The organism is Bacillus sp. NTK071 (assembly GCF_017303315.1).
In the GTDB taxonomy this organism is placed as follows: domain Bacteria; phylum Bacillota; class Bacilli; order Bacillales; family Guptibacillaceae; genus Guptibacillus.
Genome location: NZ_JAFKOI010000008.1, coordinates 107,964 through 132,593, shown reverse-complemented (window position 1 = coordinate 132,593; position 24,630 = coordinate 107,964). Strand labels below are relative to the sequence as shown.

Sequence of the window (24,630 nt, the reverse complement as noted above, 5' to 3'; positions counted from 1 at the left end):
CCATTCTATTAAATAGCTCACCTGGTTTTTTGTTTTCTGTAAAAATATGAATCAGCAGAACCTCCACGGTGATTCATTATAATGGCTGGAGTGTATATGGCAACTCATAAGATATTTTGAGGTTTCCTTATTGTATATAATACACAGTTAAACTCAAAATCATATATAAGGATAAAGCAGATCTTTGCAAATCCATTGAATGGTTTTATGAAATGTAACTAATACACCTAAGAAAACCTCTATCTTCGTCCATCAAGTAAAAAATAAATCCAACCATATTTCTTTTTTAAATCAATCTCTCTTTTTACATCATCAATCGCATAATAAGCTGACACTGGATTGATAGGAATAGGTAAAGGAATGTTGCTTGCAATACCTTTAATAACTTTAGACTTTGGTGTTGGTCTAAACATCTCCAACATTTCTTTCATATCTTTTTGCTCTATCTCTTCAACAATTTCTTCTGATAATTTAATATCACTTGAATTGGCAGCGTCATTCAAGTGAGCAACTTTATTTCGAAAGGAATCAAAAAACGGATGGTTCCTTAAATCAATTATTTCATCCCAAGAATATTCATTAATATCTGGTAAGGTGTAACCTATAATTTCGGTGTATAAATCGTCGCTTTCAACTTCTTGCACTGCCTCTAAAAGTAACCCTTCATAATAACTAGATAAAAAATTACATCTTACTTTTTCATTCAATTTCCTCCAGGTTTCAAAAGAGCTTGCTATTGCTCCACCAACTCTTATAGCATTATGGATATGGTTAGCATTCTGTTCATCAAAGGGTTCCTCTGGGTATCTTTTTTTGAAGTAGTGTTTAGCAACTTCTATACCTGGATTAAGAAGTTGGGTGTCTTCTAATTTGGTAATCCATGGGTCGTCGATATATAAAGATATGGGTACATGAAGATTGCGTAGTACTTCATGGGTATCGTCATTCCAATTTTCTTTCTCGGCAATGGCATCTCTTATGTTACTATGAATGTCATCACTTACTTGTAAAACTATTTCATCATACCATAATGTCGCTAGTTTCCCTGGAAATTCATATAAATAAGATGAACGTCCCGTAGCTAGATTGTTCCATGATATAAAAGCGTTATTTTTCATCGAAATCATCCTTACTCTACTGATTAGAACACTTAGTATATTGTTTTTTTTTAAGCAAGTGAATCAGCAGAACCGTCCCGCTGATTCCTCTTTATTAGAATTGAAGAGAGTAGTGTGAATTGTCATCACTAAACTAGACAACTGTTTTAAGGTTCTTAGACTTGTATTCAATTGGACATAAATACCCCAAAGTCCAATTGAATATGATGTGGTTGTACAAGTGTACAGTTTTAATAACCTTGTATATCGCTTCAGCGGCATTATCATAAGGTGACCCTTTGATGAGAAGCTTAAGAAGCGTTTGACAAGCTTTTTAAGCTTTTGCGTGCCGGCACTGAAGGGACACAGGGACAGATTCACCGTCCTATTAACAGTAATTGTAATTAACTTATGATATGTATGCAGGGTTATTTTAATGGGTGCAAGGGTACTGTCCCTATTTTGGTCCTGTTTCTTACTAGTTTTAGTTTTGAACTGTTTTAGGTGCTTCTAGCTGTACGATACTTTCTATCTCATTAATAAAATGCTGTTTATCATTTAACCATACTTTTAATTTGAACATTCTTCTGATTTCTTTAGAACCTCGTTTTCTGATATATGGAATATCTACCTGGAATATCTCTTCCCCATGTTTACTATTATCAATCCTTGTAATTACTTTTCTTGCTATCATGTTAGGTAGAGTAAAAGATACCTCCTGATTCTGGTAGGTGGATAATTTAAATAAAGTATCATTCGCGGTTGTGTAACGAGAGGTTTTACTAACGCTTATATCCTCTTCATCTAATGGAAGTTTCTCATCAATTTCTTGAATCCAATCCTTGTTTCCAACTAATGCTACTGGATAAACTCCATCTAATATTCCAATTGCCATTTCTGGGTGTTTGTAGTTTGAATATAAGTCTTGTTTACTTTTAAAGTACTCCCAAAATCCACTTGTTATTTCTTCTTTAGACATTGATTTCAATTGATTATTATTTGTTAAATTACGTGTGTATCCCCATATAAAATCAACTATTGGCTTTAAAAATGGTATATCTTTAAAAGAAATAATGAAGATATTGTGTGCCCAGGCATAATTTTGAGCGGGGAGGGTAAAGCCGCTCACACTAAAATAGCAACCCATATCAGTGTATCTATTTGGGATGTTTCTTTCTCCATTGTTACCGATTATGTAATTCTCTGAAATGTCTTTAATAACTCCCACATAATTTCTAACATGTTCCAAGCCAATTGGCTTGCTATAACACTTAGCTTCACATAAGAGCCTAATAGGATAAATAAAGGGAGTAGGTATTTTCAGATAAGCATAAGCATCAATTTGGTGGGATGCTCCTCTTCCTCTTAAATCCTCTGTTTTTATCCCTACATAACCGAATTTTACCAGCAATTCTTGTATAACTGTTTCCAAGATATAACCTCTAGCTTGATGATCTTTCATTATAGTGCCCCCATTAAGCAAACGTTTCCTAGAGTTTATTTAATTTATTCTGTTCTTATACAATATAAAAAAACGAGTATCGCATTCTATGGTTTTGATAGTTGAATGGGATAAAAAAACAATTGATTGTAAGTGATTTATAAGTATTTTGTTACCGTCTGTAAGTGAAATGTACTGCTATGTGTAAATTTTACCAAATTATAACATTATTTTGTAAGGGAATCACGGGAATGGTTCGAACCTCTCGCTGATTCCCCTAAACCGTCCCCGTTATTTCAGTTTTGCAATAAGGTAAGGAGAGGAAGGTTATATAAAATAACGTGCCCTATTTTGACTGCCTGTTATCGCTACTTTTGAAATCATTGCATTAGGTACTAGTATAATTAAGTAATTCACAAGTTAGCTTCTTAATTCAAATATTCACAGATATAAAAGGTATATCAAATCTTATGACGAATTTATTTAAGAGTATTTTAAGTTGTTATAAATTTAAAAGGGGGCCTACATGTGCAATCTTACTAACTCTAACACGGACCTTTAGTCTATATTAAGAACAATATTTTCTTAATAAAATACAGTAAGGTTGATTTTTTGAGAGATATTAATTATATAAATAAAAAAACAAGCATAATAATTATATATTCATTTATTGGAATAACATTTTATTTAGTTGCACTTTTTATTCTTTTAAGCTTTTTTATTAATGAATTCACCGATAAATTTGGTAATTATGGTGATTATATTAATGGCTTTGCAATGCCGATTATAGCTCTTTTTGGGGTATTAATGGCTTATAAAGCATTCGTAAGTCAATCCGAACAATTGGAACTTCAAAAAAAAGAAGCATTAAAGCAGAGAATAGAAAATATATTTTTTCAACTGCTAAATTGTTATACCAATATTGTTAGCAACATGCAATGTGAAGACAATAATATAGTTATTAATGGAAAAGAATACTTTAAGCGGTTATATAATAAATTGATTTGTATGTATTCTGAAGAAGATGACTTATCTGATGACAAAACAAAACTATTAATGGCATGGAGAAGATTAAATGAAGTTGAGAAAGGACAACTTTCTCATTATTACCGCAATTTGTACCAAATCTTTAAATGGGTGTATCAACAGAGAGAAAATATTCCAATGGAAGAGCAGGAGGAGTTAATTGATCTCATAAAAGCACAACTATCGACATATGAAATCAGCTTACTTTATTTCAATATAGAATACTTTGGGGCGAATGATTTTAAAGATATATTGTGCCATTATAACTTCTTCCCAAATGGAGGGGAAACAATATTACAGCAATTTAAAAATCATGTCTCCCTTTTTGAAAAAAAAAGATGAGTAATAACAATGCGATTGTTGAAAGTGAAAGAGTAAAACTGATGCGGAGTAATGTTTGTTATAATGATAGTTGGAGAAAAGAAAAGTCTATTCGAAAATTAATGATAAGAGACGACTTATCATATGCTATAAATAATAGGAAATTGAAATTGGTATACCAACCTCAGTTAGATGTTAGAAAAAAAGGTATATTTGGCGTTGAAGCTCTCATAAGGTGGACGCACCCAACTATTGGTAAGATTAAGCCAACTGAGTTTATTTATCTAGCACATGAATTAAGTTTGATGTATGTTCTATTTCAATACACATTCGAACAAATGTGTGAAGATATTTCCAAGATTACAAAATCATTAAAAGATATTCAAAGTTTTTCTATTAATATTTCTATAAAACAGTTAATGGAAGAGAGTTTGCTTGCTACCGTTGATTATATAACACATAAACACAATATTAATCCATCTACCATAACTTTCGAATTGACCGAGGATATAGAAATTGTTAACTTGTCTAAGATATTAAGTATACTTAATTCTTTAAAAGATAGAGGCTACAAAATCGCCTTGGATGATTTTGGAAATGGTTATTTTTCATTTTCGAATTTAATTGATCTTCCAGTTAATTATATAAAATTAGACAAGAGTTTTGCCGACAGGGTTCATTCTAATAGGGATATTGACTTTGTTAAGGATATAATTAATTTGGTCAAAAATTTAGGGTCTAAGATTATAATTGAGGGTGTTGAAACATTATATCAGTATGAACAATGGAGCAAACTAGATTGTGATTATATACAGGGATATATAACTAGTAGGCCAATAGCTAAAGAAAAGCTAGAAGAAGTAGTTATGGGAATCAATGAAAAATTTGGTGATAGTACTTAAGAACCCATTGAATGCATAGAAGAGAGTCACCGGTTAAACTTCGCCAGTGACTCTCTTCTTTTATATGGTCAACGAGGAGCGACTAGACTAAGTGTGACCATCAAGTAGAATGACGCAAGTTCTGCTGATTGATTACAGCCAAAGAATCACAGGGACGGTTCTCGTGATTCACTTTAGGGTGTATGGACCTAATGATATAGAGGTGAATAACTAGTGATATTGACTAAGATCAAAGATAAACCAAGTGACTTAACAATTGAATTTGTTAGCTCAACTGTTTTTTTGTATTTTGTTTACAAATGAATCAACAAAACCGTCCGGTTATTCTTATGCTTTTTGTTTGTGCAGGACAATGAATCAGTAGAACGCTCCCGATTAATTCCGCAGTTTTGAAATATTTATCATCTTCACAATCTGACGGTTTTAGTGATTCACTTCCAAGTCAAATCAAATTATACAAAGATTAATACTTAAAAAAGACCAAGTGGGCTAATTATTTTTCTCCTTAGCTTATCTAGTTTTTTTGTATTTTGTTCCCAAATGAATTAACAGAACTCTCCAAGTGGTTCCTTTTCAATAAAGGAATTACATTCTTAATAAAGAATTAAATATTTATATACTTAGACTTATTAGAATGCTTTTTGTGAAAATATTTATAAGGGGGTTGTAATGTTGAAATTAACTTTAATAAAATCCTAAGCGGATTTATAGATTTCTATAAACTGTTAATCAAAAAATTCCTTAAAAAATGTAAAGCATGAGTAAATGACAACCTTTACTGAAAAGCAGCACAGTTTTAAATGATAGAGTAACACTTGTTATTTTTGAGTAAATACATGATAGCTGTTTAAAATAGGAGATGTTTAATGGAACAAAATAATAAGAAGGTTTATAAGTACAATTATTTCCCTTTGTTTTTTGATTTCTTATTAAGATGGCTAGTACTATGGGGATGGAGATCAGACTATTTTGGATCTGTATGGTTTTGGGTTATCAACATATTCATTATTCCATTTGTTCTTCATGTTTTCCTACATGCATATATAGAGTCAAAAGTAGAATTTAAAAAAGTCAAACCATACAGTACAGAAGCTGAAATAGAAATTACAGCAGCTACAATACTTTTTTTACTCTCGTTACTGATTGCGGGAACATTTGTAAGTTTTAATCTTTATGAAAACTTACATGTATTCTTGAAAATGGTCATTGCTTTTATATCTTTTGTTACTTATGGTATGCATTTGTTATTAAACAGTCTACTCATGGCAGCTAAAGCCAATCCCGTGAATACAAAAGAAAACAAAAATATGAAACTAACAAAAGAAAGAACAGCACCACTGGGTAATTTAGAAATGAATTATGATGAGAAATGGCATCCAAAGTTAAAGCAGGTTATAAAGTTCTATGATTCTGAATTGGACTGCAAAGATGATAGTGAATTTAATGTAAAGGGTAAATCCGATAAAAAAAGAAATTTAAGTATTGAAATTCCTTCTAAAGATTTAACAGATGAAGAAATTTCAGATAGTAATGACCTAGAAATTGTAAAGCTAGAAGGAGTATTAAATTACACTAATGATCGTGTTAATTCATATGTTTTGGAGAGTGCGCTTTTTAGTGGACTTGCTTTTGCTGGCTTTATTACTCTCATTACGTCTACAAAACTCGACCTTTCAATTATCCCAGCTGTTTTAGAATATGTTAAAAGTTTTGTTAATAGTTTATTATACTTTGATATGAATCTCATTGATAAACAACTGACAATCATGAACAATGAATATTTACTAGTAATAATATTAGTTGAGTCACTGCTTTGTACGTTGGCATTCGTTTCGGTTATTGCTTCGCGTTTAAGGTTTAGTGATGTTTTGGAAGAGATAGAAATATCAGTGAAATCGGCTAAATCTTTTAACGATAAAGAAGAAGAAGTAGCTTTACTTAAGTTAGAAAAACATAATTATGATTTACGAAACAAATTGATAATCAATGAAAAAAAAGAAGAAATCGCACTAATTGAACCTGAGTATAGTCATAGGCACCTTAGTCAGCGAATAAAATTTTTAAATGATAATATTTTGAAAGAAATTTCGATTTCAAATCAAAAGTTTGAAAGTATTACTCCAATACTATACACAATTCGAGTTTTAAGATCTTTAGGAATGACATTCTTTTTTAGTATGATTATTACTAGTGCTGCACTTATTAATACAGTACTAGCATTAGTAATATTCGTAGTCTCAATTGCTGTAACATTAATTATGAACATAGACCATTCAGTGAGGATTAAAAAGTTGAAGCGTCTTAACAATATTCATTTACCGATAAAACCATTTTTATCAAATAAAAAAGGATTCAATAAGGACCGTATTGGTTGATTAATTACGAATCATGGGGACGGTTCTCGTGAATTCCTTCCAAGTTAAAACAGATTTCCGCGAATAAGACTGAAAGAAAAACCAGGTGGATAATCGTTCCATAAATTAGTTCGCCTGGTTTTTTTTGTTTTGTTTAAGCAAGTGAATCAGGAGAACCGTCCCGGTGATTCCCAGGTGAATTTTCACTTGCCCATAAAGGAGTCCTTTTTTTTAGATGAAATAGTCGAAATCACGAAAAAGACGCTCGATATGTTAAGGCAACCTCTTGAAAGCGGAAAGGTAACAATCAGCCGCGCGCATTCAACCGTCAGCTACCCCGCTGTAACCGTCAACTACGAATCACTTTCCCTATATCCGTTGCTATTCCGAAGTCCATGTTTCCTTGCGCAATCTTGTTCAGGTGCCACCACCATTGGTCAGGGGGAATTTCATTTGTGTCTGATAAACGAAAGTCATATACATTGCTAATATGTTGAACAATATCCCTAGCATTTTCAATCAATTTTAAATCGTGATAAGCCAGTAAAATCTTTTCTTCAAAGTCTAACTGATCATGAACTTTATGAAGTTCGGTTCGATCATGTAACATCCTTAATGCTTCAAATGGGCTGTTATCTAAATCACCAACGTCATCTCCATAATTAAGAATGTCCTGTTTAAAATGGCTCATTTCAACACATCCTTTATTGTTCCAACATAGATATATCCGGGGTTGTTTAAGAAATAATTCTCAGGGTTTCCCTTCATGCATGTTTCCATTACGCCATCTTCACCTACAATAACGATCCATGTACCATCGTCAAAAGTGAAATACCTTTGTGAAAAATAGATTAGAAAATATACATGAATATGATTCTCTTTACCGTTCATTATATTCAAAAAAGGGAATTGTAATCAGTAAGCGTCCAATCACGAGGAATTTCATTTCTTCTTTTTCGTTTAGACAAATGCAATTGACCTGAATCTTGATTATTTTTCATCTTCCACACCACATCAAATTGGTTAAAATATAAAATGATATGATATATTTTTTCATTTAATGAAGGATCCAAACAGTTCCCTCCTAAAGTTACTCTCATAATCCTATTATACTAATAAAATGCGAAAGAATAATGGAGACGAGTACCGGAGAAGATTCATCTATTACACTTATTAATAATAAAAACACTAATCAGCATGTTAAACAAACGTTTGATTGATAACTGTTAGGAAATTTCTCAATTTAGGAACTAGTGCTAGAATATAAACATTAGCGTGAGAAAGGGGAATAAGAATGAACCATAGAAGGATTAAGATGAACAAAAACTATGATCCAATGACTAGTAATGTAGGAGATGAAATCTTTCGAAATGGCTTCTTTCATTTCAATATAACTCGAATGACAGAGGACATACATTCCGGTAATCTTGAAGTGGAAGTAGAAACGATTTATATAAAGGAATGGTTCAACCGTCATTTTCATAGTAGAATCAACGAATCCCATCTCCCGTCAATCGATGTAAGTATACCTATCATTCAAGCAGAAATGAGACCTGGATTGTATGAAATAATAGATGGAAACCACCGAATCGAGAAAGCATACCGTGAAGATCTTCCTACGATTCAATCATATAAATTAAAAGGCGAGCAACTTTTACCCTATTTTAAAGATAAAGAGAAGTATGTGGCATTTGTAGAGTATTGGAATTCGAAATTGTGTTGAAGGCTGACGATAAAGTGTTAATCATGAAAAGGAGTTGTTGGATTGAAGTCGAGTGATGATCTCAACCGTAATTCATCAAATTTTCATAATGAGATAGGATATGTATGGCTAAATAGTGAATAAGATAATTGAAAATGACTAAACCCTCTGAAAGATTAACCACTAGACTGTTATCTACTAATCACAACTCTATCGTTATCCCCAAAGATCAACCACTCCATCCCAATTTCTCTTCATCAAAGGAATGACTACGTCCTCTCAATTCCAGGTAAACTTCACCGATCTCCAATAATGAATCAAAAAACCCATATTAATAGCACGACAAGAAAACAAAATACAAAGGAGCTAATCCATGTCCGCAAAAGTCACAAGTATCGGATTAAAAGGATTAGAAGGCTACCGTGTTCAGGTAGAAGTGCAGATAACGGAAGGGATTGAGACCGTAATTATCGTAGGCTTACCGGATGCGTCTGTGAAAGAATCGAAGGAGCGGGTGTCGGCAGCGCTTTATAGTATTGGTTTTCCATTAGTTGATTCGAAAGTCGTTATTAATCTCTCGCCAGCCGAGCAGAAAAAGTACGGTCCGTTATTTGATCTTCCTATTGCGATTGGGATTCTGAAAGAAATCAAAGCGCTTAGAGACAACATCCCTCCAAACACTGGGTTTATTGGTGCACTATCATTAGATGGAACAATCTTACCGGTTGAAGGAATGATTGCTGCGATTCTGGCCGCGAAAAAGTTGCAGCTTCAAACGTTATTCCTTCCTTTTGACCTCACGATTCCTACGGTAGAAATGGACGAGCTCGAATTGGTCTACGTTCAAACCATTCAGGACGTAGTCGATCTTCTCTTCGGTCAACAGATCCTGCCAGTGACGAAGCCAAAAGAATCCATAAATGAATTCATCCACTTTCAACGAAATTTCAATCAAATATTAGGACATGACTTCGCAAAGCGAGCTTTAGAAATAGCCGCAAGCGGAGAGCACTATCTTCTTATGGATGGTCCGCCAGGCTGTGGAAAAAGTCTTTTAGCTGAAACGTTCCCATCTATCCTCCCGTCATTATCAAAGGAAGCGCAGCTTGAAAAAATCAGTTTATACCAATTAGCTGGTGCACCATACGACTCGCTCACTTTGCCATCCTATCGTCATCCCCATCATTCCGCTTCATCAGTATCAATCATCGGTGGAGGAACCAACCCAAAGCCAGGGGAAGTTTCGCTAGCCCATCGAGGCGTGTTGTTTCTCGATGAATTAGGTGAATTCTCAAAGAAGACGCTCGATATGTTGCGGCAACCTATGGAGAATGAAATGGTGACGATCGGCCTCGTGCATTCGACCGTTACGTATCCTGCGAAATTCATCTTCATCGCTGCCATGAACCCCTGTCCATGTGGGTATTGGGGCTCAAGTAACCACTATTGCACATGCTCAGAAAAACAAATCAGATCTTACAAAAGTCGCGTATCGGGTCCCATTTTAGATCGGATCGACATTCTACTCTCGCTAAAACCCGTTAATCTAAACGAACACAATTTTGATGGCATGGAATCATCAGAAAAAGTGAAAAAGCGCGTGATAGCTGCAAGAGAACGTCAGTATGCTCGTTATGGAAAAGAAGTGTGCAACGGGAGCGTTACATTTGAACAGCTCACAAGCAGTAGCCCTCTAACACCACTCCAGCAACACAACCTCCAATCATTATCAAGTGCACAAGGTTTTAGCAATCGCGTGCAAATCAAAATCATTCGACTCTCGAGAACCATCGCTGATTTGAAAGGCGACATCTTCATATCAGATGAAGCCATTGAAGAAGCCCTTCTATTAAGGAGAATATCCCTGCACTCAATCCAATCCTTCCACAAAAAATCACTCACAGGAGAAAATCTTAATGTGCACTACCAATAGAAACGTCACCGTCATTTGTCATGCCTCGTAAAGCGAGACAAAAAAGTCGCACAGGAATCTATCATATTATCTATAGAGGAGCAAACAGACAGGAGATCTTTCACGATAATGAAGATCGGCTTCAATTCCTTCAAACCCTCCAAAAGTACTCAACCCTGTACAAGGTGAAAATCTATGCGTGGTGTTTAATGAGCAATCACGTTCACCTTCTAATGAAAGAAGGGAACGAAGACATCTCTATCACCATCAAACGCATCGCCGTAAGCTTCGTCAAGTACTATCATTTTAAATACAACACAACCGGCCATCTATTTGAGGATCGATTCAAAAGTGAGAATGTAGAGACAGTGGACTATCTTCTTACCGTAATTCGGTACATTCATCAAAATCCTCTAAAAGCTAGAATGGTAAGGGCTGTGGAGAAATGGGAGTGAGTAGCTGTCGACAGTATTATCAACTAACTTCGGTAACGCGTTTGGTAGATTGTAATATGATATTAAACATGTTTGGAAAAGACCGAGCGAAGGCTATTGAGAGGTTCAAGGAGTTTAACGAGACAGTAAACGAGGATCATTGCATAGATGATTTCAAATCTGATTTATAGGGCTTGAATGAGCACGTAACATAATAGAAGATTGGTAACCTTATTAAGGACGTAAGAATGACGTGAACAATTCTCGTATATACAAAAAGAGGAAACATAGTTTACATATAATAATTGGCATATCCAGTTACAGTGTGTTACTGTAAATGCTGTTTGGAATTTAGATCTAAAGAGATCACCAATTTTACTAGAATGTAAATTTTAGAATGTAAATCATATTGGTACTTTTTATTACAATTAGTACGCTATTTTTACATTTTTCGCCAAAAAAAATGGTTCCTTTCCTTAGTTTTGAGTGATATTATAAGGAAAGTGAATAAAGGGATATTTCTTGTTGTTATTAGTCAGGTAATGTCTTATAATGAACAACGTTTGTAACTAAAACGAATTCACACATTAAGTTAAAGGGAAGAAAGGGGAAAGGGAATGCTGTTAATTCCTTTTGTGTTGCTGCTCATCCTTAGCATTGGAATATATGAGCGCAGACAACATCAGAAAAACATTGATAGTTTACCAGTACGTGTAAATATCAATGGGGTTCGAGGTAAATCGACCGTTACTAGACTTGTGACAGGTGTGCTTGTAGAGGCAAACATGCGGACGATTGGAAAAACAACTGGTACGCAAGCACGTATGATCTATTGGGACACAAGTGAAGAGAAGCCTATTAAACGGCGTCTTGAAGGTCCGAATATTAGAGAACAAAAAATGGTAGTTAAGGAAGCTGCAGAAAGAAATGCAGAGGCTCTTGTAAGCGAGTGTATGGCTGTTAATCCTGATTACCAAATCATCTTCCAGAAACAAATGCTTCAGGCGAACATTGGCGTTATTGTAAATGTTCTTGAAGACCACATGGACGTAATGGGCCCAACGTTGGATGAAATTGCAGAAGCGTTTACTGCAACTATTCCTTATAATGGGCATCTCATCATTACAGAATCTCCTTATGTAAATTACTTCACGAGAATTGCCCGTAAACGAAACACAGAAGTTATTATTGCAGACAATTCGAGAATCTCCGACGACTTCCTTTTGAAATTCGAATATATGGTATTCCCTGAGAATGCTTCGCTTGCGTTAGCAGTTGCTGAAGCACTAGGAATTGATGAAGAAACAGCCTTTAGAGGCATGCTCAAAGCACAGCCCGATGTGGGTGCTATGAGAATATTACCTCTCGGAGATGAACAATCTCCAGCCTTCTTTGTAAATGGGTTTGCTGCAAATGATGCCCAGTCTACTATTAATATTTGGAGAAGGGTAGAGCAACTAGGTTATCCATCGGATAATCCATTCGTCATCATGAACTGCAGAGCTGACCGTGTTGATCGAACAGAACAGTTCGCAAGAGACGTTCTTCCTTATATTAAAGCGGAAGCGGTTGTCCTTATTGGAGAAACAACTAGTCCAATCGTAGATGCCTTTAATGAAGGAAATATACCTGCAAATCAACTTCTTAACTTAGAAGGTTATTCAACAGATGAAATATACAAAGAGCTTGAGCCACATTTATTAAACACCGTCTTTTATGGTGTAGGTAACATTCATGGAGCGGCTGAACCTCTAATCGATAAATTTAACGAATACAAATTCAAGCAGCGAGTCAGCTAGGAGGATACACAAGTGTTTGGTTCTGATTTATATATATCTTTAGTTATTGGTGTTATTTTGAGTTTGATTTATGCTGAGAAAACAGGTATCTTACCTGCTGGCTTAATTGTACCAGGTTACCTTGCCTTAAGCTTTGATCAGCCTATTTTCATGTTGACTATGTTCATTATTAGCCTATTAACCTATCTAATTGTACAACATGGTATTACTAGATTTACAATTTTGTACGGACGTCGAAAATTCGCAGCGATGTTGACCACAGGAATCGCTATCAAGTTACTACTTGATTTTGCATACCCAATTATACCATTTGAAATATTTGAGTTGCGCGGAATAGGTGTCATTGTTCCTGGGTTGATTGCGAACACAATCCAAAAACAAGGTGTTGTACCTACGATAGGAAGTACGATCCTCCTTAGCGGTATTACATTCTTAATTATGTTTGTATACTATCTCGTTTAGGGTGAATGTAAATGGCTAGAAAACTTAATTTTAAAGAGAAGATCTTAAAGAAAATCAAATGGCACAAGAAAAGAACTCTTACGCATACGCTCATTGCGCTATTTTTATGCTTTATCCTTATTATTCCTTTTTCTTATTTATTCAAACCTGGTGAAACAGAAGCAATTAAAGATGATGCTTTGGTCACTGCTACTATGGTTGGGGATATTATGATGGGTCGATATGTTGAAAAAGCGACAGGTGAGTACGGAACTGATCACCCATTCAAATATGTTTCGACTTATTTTAAGAATTCAGACTATGTAACAGGAAACTTTGAAAACCCTGTGGTGTTGGATGAGAATACTCCAGCAGTGGACAAGTCGGTTACATTAAAAACTAGTGAGGAAAGCGCAAAGGCACTTGACCGTGCGAACTTCACAGTAGCTAATCTCGCTAATAACCACATGCTTGATTATGGTATTGAAGGATTGGAAGATACCCTCTCTACATTTAAATCTTTGGATACTGGAATTGTCGGTGCTGGGGACAATCTTGATGAAGCTAAACAAATTCATTATACCAAGGTGAACGGCATCAAGATTGCAACACTGGGTTTCAATGATATTTTTGAAGATGACAGCGAAGCAAGAGATACAAAAGGAGGCGTCCTCCCAGCTTCTCCAAAGAATTACATTCCTATGATTGGAGAAGCAAAGCAAAACGCTGACCTTGTGTTTGTCCATATGCACTGGGGGCAGGAGTATGAAAACGGAGCGCACCCTCGTCAAGAAGAGATAGCACATGCCATTTCTGAAGCTGGTGCCGATATTATTGTTGGTCATGGCTCCCATGTTTTGTCTACAATTGAACGTTATAATGACACAGTTATTTTTTACAGTCTTGGAAGCTTTGTATTTGACCAGGGGTGGTCAAGAAGTAGAGATACCGCTTTAGTCCAGTACCGTTTGTACAAGGATGGAACAGGTGAGATAGAGGTTATTCCTGCCTATATCAGAAACACACAGCCTAGACCACTTACAGATATGAATTGGTATAATAACGCCAAAATCACAAGGCAATTAACAAAGAACCTTGATAAAGAAGCTTGGACGAAAAGGGGGGGCAATATCATTCTACCAGTTGACCATTCACGTGTTTTGAAAGGGGCAACTATTGTTGGAGAGTAAAAAGTTTATTGTTCTATTATCGATAATATTCGTTGTTGGTTTCGTAGCTTTTTATAAATTTGTTGGTCTTGAGCCTGAAAACCTCCCGTTTTCAACTTCTCCTGACTATAACGTGACGACATCTGAACCTCTCAAGTCAAGTGAAGGATTTGGCGTGAGTGCTTCTCATCCACTTGCTGTAAAAGTAGGTATGGACGTGATGGAGAGTGGTGGTAATGCAGTTGATGCAGCCATTGCCGTTTCGTATGTTCTGGGTGTAGTCGAGCCATACGGTTCAGGAATTGGTGGTGGTGGCGAAATGCTTATTCACCCTAAAAACAGTAAGCCTATTTCTTACCAATACCGCGAGAATGCCCCTCTTAGTGGAAGTCTTCCTTCAAGCTATGCAGGTGTTCCGGGGCTCGTAAAGGGAATGGAAGACCTTCATGCCGATTACGGAACGATTGACATGAAGAAGCTTATCGCACCAGCAATTAACATCGCTGAGAAGGGTTTTAAAGTAGACCAGGACTTATATGATCGGTTAAAAGGTGCTCAGTACCGAATGCCTATTAGTGATATCCCTCACTTTTATCCAAATGGTAAACCGATTAACCCTGGCGTTACGTTAAAACAAAAACAACTTGCAGACACACTTCGGACGATACAAGAAGAAGGTGCCTCAGCTTTTTATGAAGGTGAGCTAGGTGAACACATCTTAGATCAAACGGATGAGATTAAAAGTGAAGACCTTCAAACGTACGCTACTCTTAAGAAAGAGCCAACGAAAGGTACGTTTGCTGGATACGATGTCTATTCAGCACCGGCACCCTTGGGTGGGATTACACTGATTCAATCGTTACAGATGGCTGAACTAATGAATGTAGAAAAATCAGAAGATGACCCGGCTGATTTCATTCACCTCGTTGGAGAGATAACGAAGAGAACCTACAATGATCGTCTTGAAGAAATCGCTGATCCAGGGTTCGTTGATGTAAATGCAGATAAATTAACAAGCTTCGACTATTCTAAGGAACTTGCAAAGGGTATTTCAATGGAACACCTATCTGAAGATTACGAAATTAATGATAGTCTTGCAGATTTCGAAGATCATGATAACACGACTCACTTTGTTATCGTCGATAAAGAAGGAACAATGATTTCTGCTACTCATACATTAAGTAATTTCTTTGGTTCAGGTACATACATTGATGGCTATTTTCTTAATAACCAATTAAAGAATTTTAGTGAAAATAATAGCTCCATAAATGATGTTGAACCCGGAAAAAGTCCTAGAAGCTATACGGCTCCAACTATTTTGTCAAAGAATGGTCGACCGGAGATCGGCATTGGGACTCCAGGTGGTAAAAGGATCCCAATGATGCTTACAGAGGTTCTTGTTCGTAACCTTTACTTTAAGGAGTCGATTGAGGAAGCCATTGAACATCCACGCTTTTATGTTGAAGATGACAAAATCATGCTTGAATCAGAGGAAGTCTTCTCTGAAGAAGTTATTGATGATTTAGAAGATAGAGGATATCGTGTCGAAATTTATGAAGCTGGCCAGTATTATGGCGGTGTCCAAAGCCTTGTTGTGAATTATGAAGAAGATTTGATGTACGGTGGAGCGGATAAGCGCCGCCTTGGATCATGGCAAGTAGAAAAATAAGCAATTAATTATGAGGAGTGTATTTTGTTGAAAACTATTATTCGTGAAGCTAAACCTTTCGTAATGTTGGCACTTGTATTTGCATTTATGGTTACATTTAAGCATGAAAAAACGTTAACTGATGATGAGTTAGCTACAATTGAAAGTCAACAGTTAAAGTTAACTGAACAGATTAGTCAGAAAGTAGAAATTGAAAATAGAGACGTAAGTACTACGTCTTATAATGTTAATAAATAAATATCGTGTCTAAAGGCACATCTTCTCACTTATGAAGATGTGCCTTTATTATTGTTTTGTAAATTTACCCCCAAAAATATTGACGAATTAACACGAATCATTATATTCTTTATTGTATAGGAGGGGGTAATTTTGGTTAAACACCCAATAAATTACATTTTTTATTATTTTGTACTTGCAACTATTTTTATGTTCGCTACATCCCAATCATTCGCATCCGCCGAAGGTCAAGTAGGAGACACCATAGTCCATGAAGCAAATAAATATATTGATGCCCCTTTTAAATCAGGTGGAGATTCACCTGAAGGCTTTAATGGTTCTGGATTTGTTAACTATGTTCTAAAAAATGGTGCAGATATATATCTCCCAAGATATTTGTCACAGCAATGGGAATTTGGTACACCTATTGAAAGGAATGAACTCCAGCCTGGAGATGTACTGTTCTTTAGTAATACGTACAAAGAAGGCATTTCTCATAACGGAATTTATTTAGGTGACGAACAGTTTATACATGTGACATCTTCTTCAGGTGTAACAATAGATTCGTTAATTGATAGTGCTTACTGGGAATCGAAATATACAGAGGCACGTCGCTATAACGAAATGTCCCTAAGTGAAATAGAAAACCCAGTTGTTAAAACGGCCCTCTCACTAATTGATAGTCCCTACAAAAGTGGAGGAGAGACTCCAAAAGGCTTTAATAGTCCAGGTTTCGTTGACTATGCTTATAAAAATGGCAATGGAACATATATACCGGAACTTAGAGAATACCAATGGGAAGCAGGGGAAGAAGTTGCAGAAGGTGATTTGCAACCAGGCGATGCTGTATTCTTTAGCGATACATACAAACCCGGAATCTCCCATAATGGAATCTACATTGGGAACGATCAATTTATTCACGTAACGACTAGCTCTGGGGTTACAGTAGATTTCATTCAAGGGGATGACTACTATCGCTCTAAATTTACAGGTGCGAAGAGATATACCAATGTAATGCCGCGGCCTGAAAATTCATTTGCTAAACAAGCTATTAAACTACTAGGTACTCCATATGAACGTGGAGGAGATTCAAAAGAAGGCTTAAATAGCTCTGGATTCATTGAATATGCTTTCAAAGAGGAAGGCGTAATTGTTCCTGGATTAACTGAACAGCAATGGGAGACAGGAGAAGAGATCTCGAAAGAAAACCTTCAACCAGGAGATGTTGTATTCTTCAGTAATACTTACAAGCAAGGCATCTCTCATAATGGAATTTATCTCGGAAATGATCAGTTTGCACATGTGACCACTTCTGAAGGTGTAACAATTAGTTATCTAGATAAAAACAACTATTATAGCTCTAAATACACGGGTGCAAAACGTTACGATAACGTCACACCTGAACCATCAAACAGCGTTGCTAAGGAAGCAATGTCCTTGATTGGCGCACCATACAAGAGAGGTGGAGAATCTCCATCGGGCTTCAACCATTCAGGTTTGATTGAGTATGTATTTAAAACTGGTGCTAATATCATTGTCCCACGCTTGCGTGATGATCAATGGGCAGCAGGTGAAGAGGTTGCAAAAGAAAACCTTAAGCCAGGAGATGTCATCTTTTTCAGTGATACGTATAAACCAGGCTTGTCACATAATGGTGTATATGTAGGAAATGATCAATTTGTTCACGCATTGTCTTCCAGTGGCGTAACAATCGATTACCTTAGTAAGAATAGTTATTACAGTTCCAAATATACTGGTGCTAGAAGATATGATGATTTAACACCTAAACCGACAAATGAGGTAGCAAAAGAAGCGATTTCGCTGATTGGAGCTCCATATCAGAAAGGCGGAGACTCACCTGAAGGCTTTAATGGTTCAGGATTTATCGATTATGTCTATAAGAGTGGGGGGGACATCGTCATCCCACGCCTACTAGATGACCAGTGGTCAGCAGGTGAAAAAGTAGCAAAGGAAGACCTTGAGCCTGGAGATGTTGTATTCTTTCAAGATACGTATAAACCAGGGATCTCTCACAACGGTATATATGTAGGAGATGATCAGTTTGTTCACGTCACAACGTCAACTGGCGTAACAATTGATTATCTTGATAAGAACGATTATTACTCATCTAAGTATGCAGGAGCAAGAAGATATCATTCGGTTCAATCAGCTAAACTTGCAAACAATCCAATTTCAGATAAAGCTATTGAATTATTGGGTTCTCCATATGAGAGTGGAGGAGAATCACCATCAGGTTTCAATAGTACTGGTTTTATTGAATATGTGTTCCAGAATGCTGCAGATATTGTAGTTCCGCGGCTGCGTGATGATCAGTGGGTAGCAGGAGAAGAAGTTGCGAAAGAAAACCTAAAGCCTGGAGATGTTGTATTCTTCCAGGATACGTATAAGCCAGGAATCTCGCATAATGGAATCTATGTTGGAAGTGATCGTTTTGTTCATGTAACGACTTCTTCAGGGGTTACAATGGATTATTTAGATGGAAGCAGTTATTATTCATCTAAATATGCAGGTGCAAGGCGTTACAATGATTTAAAACCAACAGCTGAGAATGCTATCACGAAAGAAGCTCTTTCTCACTTTGGAGCTCCATACGAAAGTGGAGGAGAATTACCGTCAGGTTTTAATAGTTCTGGTTATATTCAATATGTTTTCCAGACTGTACTAGAAACTGTCATTCCTAGAACGACGGACAACCAGTGGGAGACTGGGGAAGCTGTGGCAGAAGGGGACCTCCAACCAGGAGATGTTGTTTTCTTTAGTAACACATATAAAGAAGGAATCTCGCATAATGGAATTTACCTTGGAGATGATCAATTCATCCATGTTACAACATCGGGTGGCGTTGTAATAGATTATATTAACAAGAGCAGTTACTACAGTGATAAATACACTGGAGCTCGTCGATTTGATGGACTAAAGGTGGTAGCTAAAAATGCTATTACTGAAGAAGCACTATCTTTAGTAGGAACACCATATGAATCAGGGGGAACTACGCCATCCGGATTTAATAATTCAGGATTTGTTCATTATGTGTTTGATTCGGTAGATATTCCAGTACCCAATTATACCGAAGAACAATCTGAAGTAGGCGAAACAATTACACTTGAAAATCTGAAGCCAGGAGATGTTGTTTTCTTTGAGAACACGTATAAAGAAGGCATATCTCATAACGGTATCTATTTAGGGAACGATAAGTTCGTACATGCTACTTCTTCAGACGGTGTAACAATTGAATACCTTACTAAATCAGATTATTATTCTTCCAGATTTGTTTTTGCAAAGCGATACACTGGATTGAAGTTGCCACTTGATATTCCGCTCGTAGCTACTGCTGCGTCTTATCTAGGAGTTCCTTATGAGAATGGAACAACTAGAACACCGGAATATTTTGACTGCTCAAGCTTCATTCAACATGTCTTTAAAGAACAATATGGAATCTTCTTGCCAGGTACAAGTGCTGAGCAATGGGAATTTGGTCAACCAGTAGAGAAACAAGATTTACAAGTGGGAGATATTGTATTCTTTAGTGATACGTATAAACCAGGCATTTCTCACAATGGAATCTATATTGGAAATGGTCAAATTATTCATGCGAATGGACAGGATGATGAAGTATCTGTCGCATACCTGGATCATAATGCTTACTATAGCCCGAAATATACTGGTGCAAGAAGATACGATACTACGAGCGCAGCAGAGAAAGCTTCTGGAGATGACATTATACTAGAAGCTAAAAAACACATGGGTATTCCTTATACAGAGGATGGAACTACTCCAGATGGATTTGATGCTTCAGGGTTTGTACAGTACGTCTTCTCGCAAAATGACGTCGTTATACCACGCTATGGTTTCCAACAGATTGAAATTGGAACACCAGTGTCCAAAGAAGATTTGAAACCAGGAGACCTTGTTTTCTTTGAAGGTAGTTATATCCATCCTGGTATCTATATCGGTAACGATGAATTCATTCATGTCTCCCATAGCTCTGGGGTAGACATTAGGAACCTCTTGAAAGACAGTTATTATGCTCCTAAATTTAAAGAAGCAAGAAGAGTTATTGAATAGTCACGATGCTAAGTCAGGAACGTATGCGTTCCTGGCTTTTTGTATAGTGTCACTTTCGTTATAATAGGGTTGTTCATTATGAAAGGTTGTTTTTATATGAAAGTAAACTTACAGGAAGTACTAGAATTAGAAGATCAATTTTCTCAACATAAATATCATGGTGCCATACAATCTAATGAATTTACATCTAATAAAGAAGGAGTATTACCAATTCTGATCTCAGCTCCACATGCTACAAAACATTGGAGAAACGGAAGAGTTAAATCGGCTGATATTTATACTGGATCTATCGCTTTATTGCTGTATCAATTAACAGGCTGTCATGTGATGGTAAAAACAAAAATTGGTGAGGATCCAAACTACGTAGTAGGTGGGGAATATAAAGAAATTCTGAGTGAATTTTGTAGAACGCATTCTATTCATACGATCATTGATTTACACGGAGCATCTAGTGAACATTCATTCGACATTGAAATGGGATCAAATTTTGGTGAAAGCTTATCAGATGATAAGGCTAGAAGAATAGCTCAAGTTTTTCAAAACCATAGGTTTAAGGTAGCACTTAACGGAACATTTGCAGCTTCACATAAAGGAACAATAACAAATTATGTATCTCAAGAGTTGGGAATAGATGCAGTTCAATTAGAGATAAATAAAGAATATCGTAATCCGAGGAACGAGTTGGAATTGTTTTTGAAGATGGTAGATTGTTTGAGGGATATAGTAACGACCGTTGGGAATCACGGTGAATCACGGGGACGGTTCTCGTGATTCTGTCTAGAAATAATAATGCAGGCTTTCTATAATAGTGTAATATTGTGTTCATTTTTACTGTACTGGAATTAAAGTGTACACTTTATTCTACTAACAAAAAATGCATTGCTAATAATAGAAGCTCAAGAATCTACCGATTCTTGAGCTACTTCAACTTCCTCTATTTCTCCCCTGGCACAACATTATGATTATGACAGAACACATTTTTAGGATCATACATGTTCTTCACATCCACTAGACGTTCGTAATTCCCACGGAACGCAGCTTTGACAACTTTCTCGCTTGGTGTAATGCCATTTAAGTAAGAGGCTTCGTGATGGGAGGATGATAGTAGACTTCCATAAACCGAATCAACCCACTGTTTGCATAGATCGAGTTCCACATCCATCGCCATGATATCGAGAAGAAGAACGAAGTTGGCATCTCGGATAGCGTATGGTGTTCCGTTTGAAGCAACGCGATTCATTTTGCCATGAAGCGACCAGAGTTGAACAAGTACACTCGGTGCTGGAGCGTGATCAATTTTCGTTAGAATCGTATCGATCACGTCATCTGTTAGTCCTTTGAAGTAGAGAGAGGTTCCGTGTACGGGAACGTACTCCGGGACCATGATGTCAAGCTTGCTTTGAAGCTCGGTATAAGGCATGATGCCTGTACCATCAACGATCGGCTCTGCTAGTTCTCTCAAAGGTTTGATGACCTCTTCGCCTATGGAAGGCGTTCCGGCGAACATGCCAGTTAACATGATGACTTTTTTCATATGTAGAAAATCTGGGATGAACGGTGCAGGAGGCAAGGTTGTCATCGTCAGGTTAATCGACACCTCATCAGGAGCATCTTTCATATAGGCTTGTGCTTTCTTGATAACGTCTTTCGCGTCTTTGTAATCATACATCACATCAAGCGCTAACACTTCAGGACCCACTTCATGGAGCTGGTAGACAAACTCAGTGACGACCCCGAAGTTACCGCCGCCTCCACGGAGTGCCCAGAAGAGATCAGGGTGAGTCGTTTCGTTTACTTCGATTAACTCACCTGATGCTGTAACGACGTTTGCTCCAACGAGGTTGTCACAAGTTAGGCCATATTTTCCTCTTAAATACCCGAGCCCACCATTCAGTGTTAAGCCAGCAATCCCGGTTTCAGATACCGTTCCAGTCGGTGTAGCAAGTCCGTATTTTTGTGTTTCGTTATCTACATCCTTTAAAGTGGCTCCCCCTTGTACATAGGCCACTTTCTTTTCAGTATCTACCGTAACCTTTTTCATGTTAGATAGGTCGATCATCACAGCATGATCACCTACCGCAAGACCTCCCAGGTGATGCCCGCCAGCTTTGACTGAAACGGTAAGGTTGTTCTCATGAGCGAAAGCAACGCCAGCTTTTACGTCCTCTTCGGTTTCACAACGCACAATCAAACCTGGTTTACGATCAATCGCACTGTTCCACACCTTGCGTGCCTCATCAAAATTCTCGTGGTTTGGCAAGATTAATCGATCGCCAACCTGCTTTTCTAATGTTTGAAACATAAAATCCCCCCAATTGGATTATATAAAACAGACGTTCATTATAGCATACGATGGATAATAATGGATCGGTATAATGATAAAAAAATAGAAATAAAGGGAAATTTTATGAGTACAGAGGAGTAGGATAAAAAGCCTACCATACAAAAAGTTGAAATGTCTATAAGTCTTTTTCAAGGAGAAAAGTAGTGTTATTACTTTCGGTGCTAGTACTAATGCACATTGCGGTCATTTTGCTTGGTGGATTTCTTCGAGGTAGTTTGAGGAGTAAGGAGAGAGGTATTGAATTGATTCAATAAGGAGATGGAAGTGATAAAAGAGACTGTGAAAAACAATCGGTGGGAAGTTGTGTTAGGGTTCTTTTATGTTGCTTTAATCGTTGGTTTTATCGTGTTAATGTTCGATTCGAACCCTGATAATAATCTTTTTGCCGCGGGACTTTTCATGACGTACTGGTTTGTTCGAATCCTACGTTATGGATTAAGAGAACGGACAGAGGGTAATAAGAGTCATGCATTATATCATTTTGGACTGGCCATTATCGCCGGTATGGTTATCGTTGCAGTAGGGGTGACTTATTTGTTTGGGCTGTAGGTTTTTTTGCACTGCTATTGCTCCACTAATAATTCAAAAAAAGCCATATCAACATGCATGGCATGGTGGTATGGCTTTGATAATAATGGTTAAGTTTTACTTATTCAAATCACTCAAACAACGACTTAAATGAAAACGGAGCAATGGTGAGTATCTCACCCTCACTCTCAATAGACCATGTTTGCTCATTACCTGTGATATACAAAAGAGACCCAATCATGACTTGTTCATCTAAATAATAATCATATAATGCATTTAACTTTCCTTGTTTCTTTTTGAGTACTTGCAAAAATTCTGTAGGGAACAAGTTCGATTCTTCGCTTGTAAGCTCCTTATTTTCAAGTAATTTATCGATCACTTTTTCAAATAGAGGCTCTTTAATAGAAAATGGTTCATGATTTACTTTTACATCGCTTAGATCCATAAGTTCGCTGAGCGCCTTTTCATTGTTTTCAGGGAATAACTCTATAACGCGGTTATCATATAAAGATTGCTGAACAGTGTAATCGTCGTTACAGAACAAAGAAGTGGTCAGCATCGCTGTATCAGTAGCAATCTGACATCGAATCACACGAGGTGTATTCGTTAACTTCATCAGAAACTTTTCAAACTCTGCATCGACACTCTCTTCATTTTCCTCGATCGTTAATAACCCTTTGGAGAGCAATCCATTTGTGGCACTATCTAAACGAGTTTCTAGTTCTTGATCGGAAATGTCTTCGAAAACCTCGTCTTTTATAGAAGCTGCCGCCTGGACACCATCTATTAATAGTAAGGATAATATGTATTCTTCAGCAGATAGAGTATAAGACATATAGGTGTAGTCCTTTCGTTTATTAGTTATAAGTTGATATTATAATAAGTCAAACAAAATAAAGAACAAGATTGCTAGTATCAACAGTAAAATGGAGTATAAGATAAGGATGATTCTAGCTTTAAACCAATTGTACTTTTCATATAATCTACTTGCTACGTATTGTGTTAATCCCAAAAAAGGGAAGATTAATATCGTTAATAGTTCAAAATCATCGTAAGTTACCCAACGATATAATCCTTTTCCTGCTGATTTGCTAAGCAAATATAATAATGAAAAAAACATATTGAAAATTAATGAAAATCCAATAGCACCGCATACAACGGCTAATATATCCATCATATTTATCAAATC

Annotated in this window: 21 protein-coding genes and 1 pseudogene; 15 read left to right on the top strand and 7 right to left on the bottom strand. The window is 36.6% G+C overall.

The annotated features are described in order from the left end of the window. Positions 1 to 239: 239 nt before the first annotated feature. Complete coding sequence (locus tag JI666_RS13935; protein WP_206892883.1) at positions 240 to 1,118, bottom strand: hypothetical protein; 879 nt, start codon at positions 1,116 to 1,118, stop codon at positions 240 to 242. A 463-nt stretch (positions 1,119 to 1,581) separates the two neighbouring features. Beyond that, positions 1,582 to 2,559 carry a restriction endonuclease gene (locus JI666_RS13930; RefSeq protein WP_206892882.1) on the bottom strand — a complete coding sequence of 326 codons (978 nt, stop codon included), beginning with the start codon at positions 2,557 to 2,559 and terminating at the stop codon, positions 1,582 to 1,584. 591 nt (positions 2,560 to 3,150) lie between these two features. Here JI666_RS13930 and JI666_RS13925 point away from each other — a divergent pair. The 4 genes and pseudogenes from JI666_RS13925 to JI666_RS13910 all read left to right on the top strand — a co-directional run. After that, positions 3,151 to 3,906 (top strand): putative phage abortive infection protein, encoded by a 756-nt coding sequence (locus JI666_RS13925; protein WP_206892879.1) that lies wholly within the window; start codon positions 3,151 to 3,153, stop codon positions 3,904 to 3,906. 41 nt (positions 3,907 to 3,947) lie between these two features. Further along, positions 3,948 to 4,787, top strand: coding sequence for an EAL domain-containing protein (locus tag JI666_RS13920; protein ID WP_206892878.1), 840 nt, complete (start codon positions 3,948 to 3,950; stop codon positions 4,785 to 4,787). Positions 4,788 to 5,653: 866 nt separating this feature from the next. Beyond that, positions 5,654 to 7,162 carry a hypothetical protein gene (locus JI666_RS13915; protein ID WP_206892876.1) on the top strand — a complete coding sequence of 503 codons (1,509 nt, stop codon included), beginning with the start codon at positions 5,654 to 5,656 and terminating at the stop codon, positions 7,160 to 7,162. 170 nt (positions 7,163 to 7,332) lie between these two features. Beyond that, a pseudogene (locus tag JI666_RS13910) lies at positions 7,333 to 7,483 on the top strand (ATP-binding protein); the annotation flags it as partial. Positions 7,484 to 7,490: 7 nt separating this feature from the next. On the opposite strand, the gene JI666_RS13905 reads toward JI666_RS13910, so the two are convergent. Both JI666_RS13905 and JI666_RS13900 read right to left on the bottom strand, forming a co-directional pair. After that, complete coding sequence (locus JI666_RS13905) at positions 7,491 to 7,832, bottom strand: hypothetical protein (protein ID WP_206892873.1); 342 nt, start codon at positions 7,830 to 7,832, stop codon at positions 7,491 to 7,493. 205 nt (positions 7,833 to 8,037) lie between these two features. Next, complete coding sequence (locus JI666_RS13900; RefSeq protein ID WP_206892871.1) at positions 8,038 to 8,214, bottom strand: hypothetical protein; 177 nt, start codon at positions 8,212 to 8,214, stop codon at positions 8,038 to 8,040. Between the two features lie 221 nt (positions 8,215 to 8,435). Between JI666_RS13900 and JI666_RS13895 the strand changes: the two genes are divergently transcribed. The 10 genes from JI666_RS13895 (at position 8,436) to JI666_RS13850 (ending at position 21,340) form a co-directional block, all read left to right on the top strand. Then, positions 8,436 to 8,864, top strand: coding sequence for a hypothetical protein (locus JI666_RS13895; RefSeq protein ID WP_286170826.1), 429 nt, complete (start codon positions 8,436 to 8,438; stop codon positions 8,862 to 8,864). 352 nt (positions 8,865 to 9,216) lie between these two features. Next, positions 9,217 to 10,776, top strand: coding sequence for a YifB family Mg chelatase-like AAA ATPase (locus tag JI666_RS13890; protein ID WP_206892869.1), 1,560 nt, complete (start codon positions 9,217 to 9,219; stop codon positions 10,774 to 10,776). Positions 10,777 to 10,796: 20 nt separating this feature from the next. Continuing rightward, complete coding sequence (locus JI666_RS13885) at positions 10,797 to 11,210, top strand: transposase (protein ID WP_206892865.1); 414 nt, start codon at positions 10,797 to 10,799, stop codon at positions 11,208 to 11,210. Positions 11,211 to 11,806: 596 nt separating this feature from the next. Beyond that, positions 11,807 to 12,988: a poly-gamma-glutamate synthase PgsB gene (gene pgsB / locus JI666_RS13880; RefSeq protein WP_206892863.1), complete on the top strand. Its 1,182-nt coding sequence runs from the start codon at positions 11,807 to 11,809 to the stop codon at positions 12,986 to 12,988. 12 nt (positions 12,989 to 13,000) lie between these two features. Then, positions 13,001 to 13,450, top strand: coding sequence for a poly-gamma-glutamate biosynthesis protein PgsC (gene pgsC / locus JI666_RS13875; RefSeq protein WP_206892857.1), 450 nt, complete (start codon positions 13,001 to 13,003; stop codon positions 13,448 to 13,450). Positions 13,451 to 13,461: 11 nt separating this feature from the next. Next, complete coding sequence (locus JI666_RS13870) at positions 13,462 to 14,619, top strand: CapA family protein (protein WP_206892856.1); 1,158 nt, start codon at positions 13,462 to 13,464, stop codon at positions 14,617 to 14,619. Further along, complete coding sequence (ggt, locus tag JI666_RS13865) at positions 14,609 to 16,267, top strand: gamma-glutamyltransferase (protein WP_206892855.1); 1,659 nt, start codon at positions 14,609 to 14,611, stop codon at positions 16,265 to 16,267. The genes JI666_RS13870 and ggt overlap by 11 nt, the downstream gene beginning before the upstream one ends. A 27-nt stretch (positions 16,268 to 16,294) precedes the next feature. Beyond that, on the top strand, positions 16,295 to 16,504 hold the full coding sequence (locus tag JI666_RS13860) for a hypothetical protein (protein WP_206892854.1): 210 nt from the start codon (positions 16,295 to 16,297) through the stop codon (positions 16,502 to 16,504). A 132-nt stretch (positions 16,505 to 16,636) separates the two neighbouring features. Beyond that, entirely contained in the window at positions 16,637 to 20,569 is a 3,933-nt protein-coding gene (locus JI666_RS13855; protein ID WP_206892852.1) for a C40 family peptidase, read from the top strand. A 96-nt stretch (positions 20,570 to 20,665) separates the two neighbouring features. Continuing rightward, entirely contained in the window at positions 20,666 to 21,340 is a 675-nt protein-coding gene (locus tag JI666_RS13850) for an N-formylglutamate amidohydrolase (RefSeq protein WP_206892849.1), read from the top strand. Positions 21,341 to 21,503: 163 nt separating this feature from the next. Here the strand turns inward: JI666_RS13850 and JI666_RS13845 are convergent, their stop codons facing one another. Next, a complete protein-coding gene (locus tag JI666_RS13845) occupies positions 21,504 to 22,871 on the bottom strand; it encodes an FAD-binding oxidoreductase (protein ID WP_206892848.1) in 1,368 nt (455 codons plus the stop codon). A gap of 306 nt (positions 22,872 to 23,177) precedes the next feature. Here JI666_RS13845 and JI666_RS13840 point away from each other — a divergent pair, with 306 nt between their 5' ends. Continuing rightward, positions 23,178 to 23,462, top strand: a complete 285-nt coding sequence (locus tag JI666_RS13840; protein WP_206892847.1) for a hypothetical protein — start codon at positions 23,178 to 23,180, stop codon at positions 23,460 to 23,462. Between the two features lie 109 nt (positions 23,463 to 23,571). On the opposite strand, the gene JI666_RS13835 is transcribed toward JI666_RS13840, so the two are convergent. Both JI666_RS13835 and JI666_RS13830 read right to left on the bottom strand, forming a co-directional pair. Then, the gene (locus JI666_RS13835) at positions 23,572 to 24,276 is read right to left on the bottom strand and encodes a YfjC family protein (protein WP_206892846.1); all 705 of its coding nucleotides are present in this window, start codon (positions 24,274 to 24,276) and stop codon (positions 23,572 to 23,574) included. Between the two features lie 39 nt (positions 24,277 to 24,315). Beyond that, positions 24,316 to 24,618, bottom strand: a complete 303-nt coding sequence (locus JI666_RS13830; RefSeq protein ID WP_286170825.1) for a hypothetical protein — start codon at positions 24,616 to 24,618, stop codon at positions 24,316 to 24,318. Between the last annotated feature and the right edge of the window lie 12 nt (positions 24,619 to 24,630).